Raw genomic sequence first — 7,262 nt, 5'->3', positions numbered from 1 at the left:
CCACAGCCAACTATTCCCACTCTTAGTTTGTCCGGCATTCTACCCCCTGAAACTCGAACCCTGAAACTTAAAATATGGCATCCTTTTCTATCTTATCCCTGTTCTCTATAATCCAGTGATAAACTTGCCTGATGCCATCTTTAATGTTCATTTTGGGCTGGTAGCCGGTAATCCTGTTTGCCTTCTCGATGGAAGCCCGGCGCCGCGTAATCTGGTCCCAGTCCCGGCGGGCTACCAGCTTGATGCCGGAGCTGTTCTCGGTGATGGCGTTCACCATGCTGGCGATGTCAGCCACTGTGGTCTCTTTCTCCGAAGCCAGGTTAAAGGCGTCACCGACCGCTTCCGGGACTATACCCAGTCTCAGGGTGCCGTCAACGATGTCCTCAACGAAAGTGAAGTCCCGTGTCTCTTCACCGGTGCCGGTAATGGGCAGGGGTTGATTGTGAATTGCCCACCAGATAAAGTTGGGAATGACATTGCGGTAGGCCCCGGGTATCTCACCGGGCCCGTAGACATTAAAGTAGCGGGCGATAGCTACCGGCAGACCGTAGTAATTGTAATAGAAATTGCAGTAAAGCTCTCCCAGGAGCTTGGTGATTTGATAGGGCGTGTCAAGATGAGTGGAAACAAAGTCCTCCTTCAACGGCAGAGGAGCCTGGCTGCCATAGACGGAGCAGCCGGAGGAAGCGAAGACAAACCGGTCAACCCCGGCGAGATGAGAGTATTGCAGCATCTTCAGTGTGCCCTGCCCGTTGACTATAAGGTCAGTCTCCGGGTGGTCCACCGAGTTCTGATTGGCGAAGTGGGCGGCGAGGTGAAAAACGTAGTCAACTCTCTGGCGAAAGGCACGTTTGAGGACTTCCTCATCAAGGATACTGCCCTTGAGAAAGACGACACTCGGGTGTTCCGGGACATTCCATTTTGCCGCGGCGGAGAGGTCGTCAAGAACCACAATTTTCGCCGCTTCCGCCTTAATCAGGGCTCGGGTCAGGTTGGAGCCGATACAGCCCGCGCCGCCGGTGATAAGTATCGTTTTATCTTTGTATTCTTTTAAATAGTCTTCATGCATTTATTTATCTATTTTCTCCTGTATTCCCGTCCCCGTCTGTTTTCCTGAAATATTCCAGGCGGTATTTCTGAATTGATTAATTATAAAATAGCAGACCCGGTTTGAAAAGGCAACGCTGACCGATGGCCGCCTCCAGCGTGACCCCCTTCTGAATTCATGTTATAATTCCGCTGTGAAGGTTTCCGAGATTGGTGAATTCGGCCTGATTGACCAGCTGGCGGAGATGGCTTATGCCGCCCGTGATGAGAAACAGAAAGCCTGGCAGCAGCTTATCCTCGGTATCGGCGATGATGCCGCCGCCTGGTCAGGCGACAGCTCCATTCAGCTGGTTACCGTGGATTCCCTGATTCAGGGTGTCCACTTCACCCTGGACATTGTTTCCTGGGAGGACCTGGGCTGGAGGGCGCTGGCGGCTAACCTGAGCGATATCGCCGCCATGGGTGGCCTGCCCCGGTATGCTCTGGTATCACTGGCTCTGCCCGGCACTACCGAGGTCGCCGATGTTACCGCGCTCTACCGGGGGATGCTGGGACTGGCGGGACAGTTCGGGGTGGCTATCGCTGGCGGGAATATCAGCTATGCGCCGCTGGTGGTTCTCGACATTACCGTCTTGGGCAGCAATGGCAGCCGGGAGCGGGGGATACTCACCCGCTCCGCGGCCAAACCCGGTGATAAGGTGGCGTTTACCGGCTATCCGGGAGCGGCGGCAGCCGGGCTGGAGATGCTGACCAAAGACCTGAAGTTTGATGCTGAAGCGGCCATTTCTTTGAAAAGAGCTTTCCAGCGACCGTACCCGCGGGTGGTTGAGGGGCAGGTGCTGGTAGACCAGGGAGTGAAAACGGCGATAGACATCAGCGATGGCTTGATCGGTGACCTGGGGCATATCTGCCAGGCGAGTCAGGTTGGCGCCCGTATCGAGGTTGAGCGTGTGCCTATCCTGCCTGAGGTGCGGAAAAACTTCGGGGAGAGGGCGCTGGAACTGACGTTATCGGGGGGAGAGGCCTATGAGCTTCTGTTTACCGCCAGCGCTGAAGTTATCAGTAAGGTGCAGGCGGCGGTTACCTGCCCGGTGACGATAATCGGAGAGATTACCGCTGAGCAGAAAGGTAAAGTAGTCCTGGTGGATGCCAGAGGAAACACGCTTGACCTGGCTCGAACGGGGTGGGAGCATTTCACCACCGGATAGGCTCCGGTCTGCCACCTGCTTCGTCCTAATTTAAAATTGAATTGCTTTATGATGAGTTCACTGGAATTGGTCAGCCATAGCCCGGAGCAGACGCAGGAACTGGGTAAGCGCCTCGGCGAACTGGCCCAGCCCGGTGACGTTTTCCTGCTCGTGGGAAATCTGGGAGCGGGCAAGACCTGCCTGACCCAGGGTATTGCCCGGGGTCTGGGCATCCAGGAATATGCGCTCAGTCCTTCTTTCGTTATCATCCGGGAACTGTACGGGCGGCTGCCCCTCTACCATATTGACCTGTACCGGCTCGACCGTATCGAGGAAAGTATGGATTTAGGACTGGATGACTATCTGTACGGGCGGGGTGTTTCTGTAATAGAATGGGCGGATAAAGCGTTGAGTATCCTGCCTGCGGAACACATCCTGATTAGAATCAGCTATCTGGATGAGGTCGAGCGTAGTTTCCGGCTGGAGCCAGTCGGTCCGCGCTACCATGAAATAATGACGCAACTGAAAGAGAATTCTATTGGTCTGCCGCTGGGTTCTCAACAGAAAGCTAATCATCGGGAGTCAGATTGAGGTTCAAAGTATGCTGGTAGCGATGGATACGGCGACCGATACCGCCAGTTTAGCCCTGGTCCAGGACAGCGTGGTGCTGGCCGAGCTGACCTGGCGCTGCGGGCAGAACCATACCACGCAACTCACCCCTAATCTCTCTCACCTGCTGCGTCAGACCGGGTTAAGCTTAAAATCAGCCGTGGGAATCATCGTGGCCAGAGGACCGGGCAGCTACAACGGGTTACGGGTGGGTATCAGCACGGCCAAGGGGCTGGCTTTCAGCCTGGATATCCCGATACTCGGCATCAGTACCCTGGAAGCGGAAGCTTACCCACACGCCGGGACGGGACTGCCAGTCTGCCCGATTCTAAATGCCGGGCGGGGAGAGATTGCCGCTGCCCTCTACCAGCAACGGGGAGACCAGTGGCGGCAACTTACCGCCGAGCATATTACTACGGTGGAGGCGCTATGCTCCGGGATAACCGGGGAAACAGTGTTCTGCGGGGAATTTATGCCCGCGGTCAGCGCCGAGTTAGTCCAGCGGCTCGGGCGGAAAGCCATAATCCCGTCCGCGGCGGCCGGTTTGCGGCGGGCCGGTTTCCTGGCGGAACTGGGACTGCGACGATGGCGGGACAGCGAATTTGATGACCCGGCTACTCTGCAACCGCTATATTTGCGCGGCCCCTCGATAACCAAGGCCAAACACCGTTGATTAGATATCGCGCCGGTAGTCATACTGCCGGTTCAGTAAAGAAAGGAGATTTATTCAATATGGAGAGGTCCCTGGTTCTAATTAAGCCCGACGCAGTGGAGAAAAGGTCAACCGGCGCCATAATCGCCCGTCTCGAGGGACGGGAACTCAGGATTGCGGCGCTGAAAATGCTGCACCTGGATAAGGATTTAGCCAAGCGGCATTACGCCGTTCATGACGGGAAACCTTTCTTTAACGACCTGATAGACTATATTACCTCCGCTCCCATAGTCGCTATTGTTTTTGAGGGCGAAGGCGCGGTTGAGACCATCAGAAAAATAATGGGGGCCACTGACCCGGCGAAGGCGGAGGCGGGCACTATCCGGCGGGACTTCGGTTCGGATATTCAGCGTAACGCCGTTCACGGTTCTGATTCGGTGGAAACCGCTGAAAAGGAAGTCAGGCTATTCTTCAGCGATGATGAAATTTATTGAATTCTGACCACGGGAACGGCCTTGCTCCACAGCTGGTCAAGCTGGTAGTATTCGCGCTCTGCTAGCGCGAAGATGTGCACGATAACATCTCCAAAATCGAGAAGGAGCCAGCCCGAGTCCAGTGCGCCTTCACGGTGGAGCGGAAGCACGCCTTCTTTCTTCAGAGCGTGTTCCACCTCTTCATAGATGGTCTTGAGCTGCCTTTCGCTCTCACCGCTGCAGATAACAAAGAAATCGGCAAAGCTGCAGATGCCGCGTACATCCAGCAGCACAATGTCGCTGCCCTGCTTATCGCTGATGGCTTCTACCGCTCGATGGGCTACTTCCAGGCCTTCCAGGTGGCAGTCCTCCCATGGTAATCTTTTTTCTCCGCTAACTAATTATACCAGTAATCGGCACTAAGTCCAGTTCAATATCTTAACGGGATTTTAGTATTTAGCTGCTACAATTTTACTAAGAAATCAAAACAAGGAGGTAACACCGGATGCGGCGTAATAAAAAGTGGATTATTGCTGTGGTACTGGCGGGTGTCCTTTTGTTCGGCGGTCTGGGAGGGATAGTCCTGGCCCAGGAAGACGGGGATGATAGCCAGCCGCGGACGCTACTGGACAGAGTTACTCAAATCCTGGTGGATGACGGTGTCAATATTACCTCTGAGCAGCTTCAGAACGCCTTTACCCGGGCCCGTAGCGATATGCGCACCGAAGCCCTTATTAACAAATTCCAGGCTCTGGTGGAGCAGGGCAGGATAACCCAGGAGCAGGCTGACGCTTACCTGCAGTGGCAACAAGCCCGGCCTGATGTCCCCTTCGGGTTTGGCTTCTCCGGACATGGTAAGTTCCCCGGTATGCGCGGTATGCACGGGATTCGTGGCTGGAATGCACCAACTGCTCCCGCGCAGTAAGTGACCGGAATTTTTAATTGGCTGGCATTGGAGAGAAAGGGGGAATTCCCCCTTTCTCTCTTTTCTGTGGCCAAAATCTCGTGTTAATATTTTCTTAACATTTACGTTATAAGATTGTTGTAAAGAGAACTGAACCGCTAGGGGGTAACAGATGGCAGGGAAGAGAGTCCTGGTGGTTGACGATGATTCGAAAACGGTAGAGCTGGTCAAGCTCTATCTGAACCGGGATGGTTACCGGGTGCTTACCGCTTACGACGGCATTGAGGCCCTGCGCCTGGCCCGTGAGGGTCACCCTGACCTTATCGTTCTGGACCTGATGCTGCCCGGCATGGATGGCCTTGAGGTCTGCCGTACTCTCAGGGGTGAATCCGATGTGCCGATAATTATGCTCACGGCGCGGACTACCGACGAAGACAAGCTCACAGGTTTGGGACTGGGAGCGGACGACTACGTGACCAAGCCCTTCAGCCCGAGGGAGCTGGCCGCCAGAGTCAGGGCAGTGCTCAGGCGTTTACCCGGCGAGAGGGGGCCTGACGAAATTAAGCATGGCCCGCTGACAATCAACTTCCTCAGGCATGAAGCCTTTCTGGAAGGAAGACCTCTGAACCTGACAGCGGTGGAGTTCAAGCTGCTGGGGGTACTGGTCAAAGAACCGGGGAGGGTCTTCAGCCGGGCGCAGCTTATTGCCAGTGCCCTGGGTTTCGATTTCGAGGGCTTTGACCGTACTATCGATGTCCATATCCTGAACCTGCGGCGCAAGCTTGAACCGGACCCCGGTCAACCCAGGTATATCAAAACAGTTTACGGAGCCGGGTACAAGTTCTCGGAGGCGGAAGTTGATTCATAGCTTACGCTTTCGCCTGCTGCTTGCCTTTACCCTGGTGGTACTGGTCACCATCGGGTCAGTATTGTTCTTCCTGAATCAGGCTACGCAGAGTGAAATCCGCCGTTTTCAGGAGAGGGTTGACCAGACGCGCGCCGGGCGTATGGAGGTTGAGCTATCCCGCTATTATTTGAGACACAATAGCTGGCAGGGAATCCAGGCCTTTGTCGAGCAGTGGGGGAGCCTTTACGAGCAGCGTATTATCCTGACCGATGTTGAAGGGATGGTCGTCGCCGATTCTAGAGGAGAGCTCCTGGGGAAATTCTACTGGTCTGATTCACCGGGAAGACCGGTCTCTAACTGGTGGCAGAGGAGTCCTATCGGCATACTCTACGTACCACAGAGGTCTTCGTCGGAACTGGCTTTCGGCTCGCTCCAGATCCTTTTCAAAACGATAGGCTTATTTTTCCTCTGGGGGGGTCTAATCGCCGTCGCCATTGCGTTCGTCATCACTTTCTTCCTGTCGCGGCGGATCCTGGCTCCGGTTAAAGCCCTTACTCATGCGGCCAAACGCCTCGGGCATGGAGATTTTACCCAGAGAGTGCCGGTCAAGGACAGCAGTGAGCTGGGAGAGCTGGCCGTCACATTCAACTCTATGGCCACCGACCTGGAACGCGGCGAACGGTTACGGCAGAACCTGGTCGCCGACGTTGCCCACGAGCTGAGGACTCCACTGTCCAACATCAAGGGATACCTGGAAGCGGTTAGAGACGGCGTGCTAGAACCGGATGAGGTAACTATCCGCTCGCTTAACGAGGAAGCGACACTGCTGTCACGGCTGGTTGATGATCTTCAGGAATTGACTCTGGCTGAGGCCGGTGAACTAAAGCTGGTTTACCAGACAGGCAACATCGCGGAATTGATCAATCAGACCGTGGCCGCGGTACAGCCCAAGGCGCGGGCCAAGATGGTATCAATGGCTGCGCAGTTACCCGAGAGATTGCCCGCAGTGAATATCGATGCTCACCGCATCAGTCAGGTGTTGCGTAACCTGCTGGAGAATGCCGTGGCGCACACCGCTGAAGGCGGGGAAATCAACGTTACCGCCCGGCAGACTGGCAATCGGATAGCAATAACGGTGGCTGACAGCGGGGAAGGCATCCCCGCAGAAGACCTGCCCTATATCTTTGAGCGTTTCTACCGGGTAGACAAGTCCCGCACCAGGGCTACCGGCGGTAACGGGCTGGGGTTGACCATCGCCAAACGCCTGGTGGAGGCGCATGGAGACAATATCGAGGTTGAGAGCGAACTGGGCAGGGGGAGCCGCTTTACCTTCACAGTCCCGGTATCAGGCTAGTGTGGTGTAACGCATTATTTTTCGCTCAAGAAGTGAAACGAATCGTTCTCCAATAAAAAGCACGTTACTCGTGTTGTCATTGCGAGGAGTCCGCCTCCGGTGGACGACGTGGCAATCTGGGGGTAAGGGATAATTCCGCCCCCGCCGAGATTGCTTCGCCTTCCGGCTCTGCCGGAATGGTCTCGCAAT

The 7,262-nt window shown here is 55.3% G+C and carries 9 protein-coding genes; 7 read left to right on the top strand and 2 right to left on the bottom strand.

Annotation, left to right across the window (positions count from 1 at the left end):
• Window positions 1-67: 67 nt before the first annotated feature.
• Entirely contained in the window at window positions 68-1,069 is a 1,002-nt protein-coding gene (locus tag Q8Q07_08950; protein MDP3880413.1) for an NAD-dependent epimerase/dehydratase family protein, read from the bottom strand.
• Between the two features lie 172 nt (window positions 1,070-1,241).
• Between Q8Q07_08950 and thiL the strand changes: the two genes are divergently transcribed.
• The 4 genes from thiL to ndk are packed head-to-tail and all read left to right on the top strand — an operon-like array spanning window position 1,242 to window position 3,989.
• Window positions 1,242-2,255, top strand: coding sequence for a thiamine-phosphate kinase (gene thiL, locus Q8Q07_08945; GenBank protein MDP3880412.1), 1,014 nt, complete (start codon window positions 1,242-1,244; stop codon window positions 2,253-2,255).
• 48 nt (window positions 2,256-2,303) lie between these two features.
• The gene (tsaE, locus tag Q8Q07_08940; protein MDP3880411.1) at window positions 2,304-2,825 is read left to right on the top strand and encodes a tRNA (adenosine(37)-N6)-threonylcarbamoyltransferase complex ATPase subunit type 1 TsaE; all 522 of its coding nucleotides are present in this window, start codon (window positions 2,304-2,306) and stop codon (window positions 2,823-2,825) included.
• Between the two features lie 10 nt (window positions 2,826-2,835).
• A complete protein-coding gene (tsaB, locus tag Q8Q07_08935) occupies window positions 2,836-3,516 on the top strand; it encodes a tRNA (adenosine(37)-N6)-threonylcarbamoyltransferase complex dimerization subunit type 1 TsaB (GenBank protein ID MDP3880410.1) in 681 nt (226 codons plus the stop codon).
• A gap of 59 nt (window positions 3,517-3,575) precedes the next feature.
• Window positions 3,576-3,989: a nucleoside-diphosphate kinase gene (gene ndk / locus Q8Q07_08930; GenBank protein MDP3880409.1), complete on the top strand. Its 414-nt coding sequence runs from the start codon at window positions 3,576-3,578 to the stop codon at window positions 3,987-3,989.
• Here ndk and rsfS read toward each other — a convergent pair.
• Window positions 3,983-4,318 carry a ribosome silencing factor gene (gene rsfS / locus Q8Q07_08925; protein ID MDP3880408.1) on the bottom strand — a complete coding sequence of 112 codons (336 nt, stop codon included), beginning with the start codon at window positions 4,316-4,318 and terminating at the stop codon, window positions 3,983-3,985. The two genes, ndk and rsfS, sit on opposite strands and share 7 nt — an antisense overlap.
• 155 nt (window positions 4,319-4,473) lie before the next feature.
• On the opposite strand from rsfS, the gene Q8Q07_08920 reads away from it, so the two are divergent.
• The 3 genes from Q8Q07_08920 to Q8Q07_08910 all read left to right on the top strand — a co-directional run bounded on the left by Q8Q07_08920 (window position 4,474) and on the right by Q8Q07_08910 (window position 7,073).
• A complete protein-coding gene (locus Q8Q07_08920; GenBank protein ID MDP3880407.1) occupies window positions 4,474-4,893 on the top strand; it encodes a hypothetical protein in 420 nt (139 codons plus the stop codon).
• Between the two features lie 151 nt (window positions 4,894-5,044).
• Window positions 5,045-5,740, top strand: coding sequence for a response regulator transcription factor (locus tag Q8Q07_08915; GenBank protein MDP3880406.1), 696 nt, complete (start codon window positions 5,045-5,047; stop codon window positions 5,738-5,740).
• Entirely contained in the window at window positions 5,730-7,073 is a 1,344-nt protein-coding gene (locus tag Q8Q07_08910; GenBank protein ID MDP3880405.1) for an ATP-binding protein, read from the top strand. Before Q8Q07_08915 ends, Q8Q07_08910 begins: the two co-directional genes overlap by 11 nt.
• The last annotated feature ends 189 nt before the right edge of the window (window positions 7,074-7,262 follow it).

The organism is Dehalococcoidales bacterium (genome assembly GCA_030698765.1).
Classification (GTDB): domain Bacteria; phylum Chloroflexota; class Dehalococcoidia; order Dehalococcoidales; family UBA2162; genus JAUYMF01.
Note: the sequence above shows the minus strand (reverse complement) of the source record. Positions and strands in the feature narration are given on the sequence as shown.

What these genes read in the sequence shown, in the direction of transcription:
- Q8Q07_08950 (MDP3880413.1), bottom strand. Translation starts at nt 1,069, where the DNA reads ATGCATGAAGACTATTTAAAAGAATACAAAGATAAAACGATACTTATC.
- tsaE (MDP3880411.1), top strand. Translation starts at nt 2,304, where the DNA reads ATGATGAGTTCACTGGAATTGGTCAGCCATAGCCCGGAGCAGACGCAG.
- tsaB (MDP3880410.1), top strand. Translation starts at nt 2,836, where the DNA reads ATGCTGGTAGCGATGGATACGGCGACCGATACCGCCAGTTTAGCCCTG.
- ndk (MDP3880409.1), top strand. Translation starts at nt 3,576, where the DNA reads ATGGAGAGGTCCCTGGTTCTAATTAAGCCCGACGCAGTGGAGAAAAGG.
- Q8Q07_08920 (MDP3880407.1), top strand. Translation starts at nt 4,474, where the DNA reads ATGCGGCGTAATAAAAAGTGGATTATTGCTGTGGTACTGGCGGGTGTC.
- Q8Q07_08915 (MDP3880406.1), top strand. Translation starts at nt 5,045, where the DNA reads ATGGCAGGGAAGAGAGTCCTGGTGGTTGACGATGATTCGAAAACGGTA.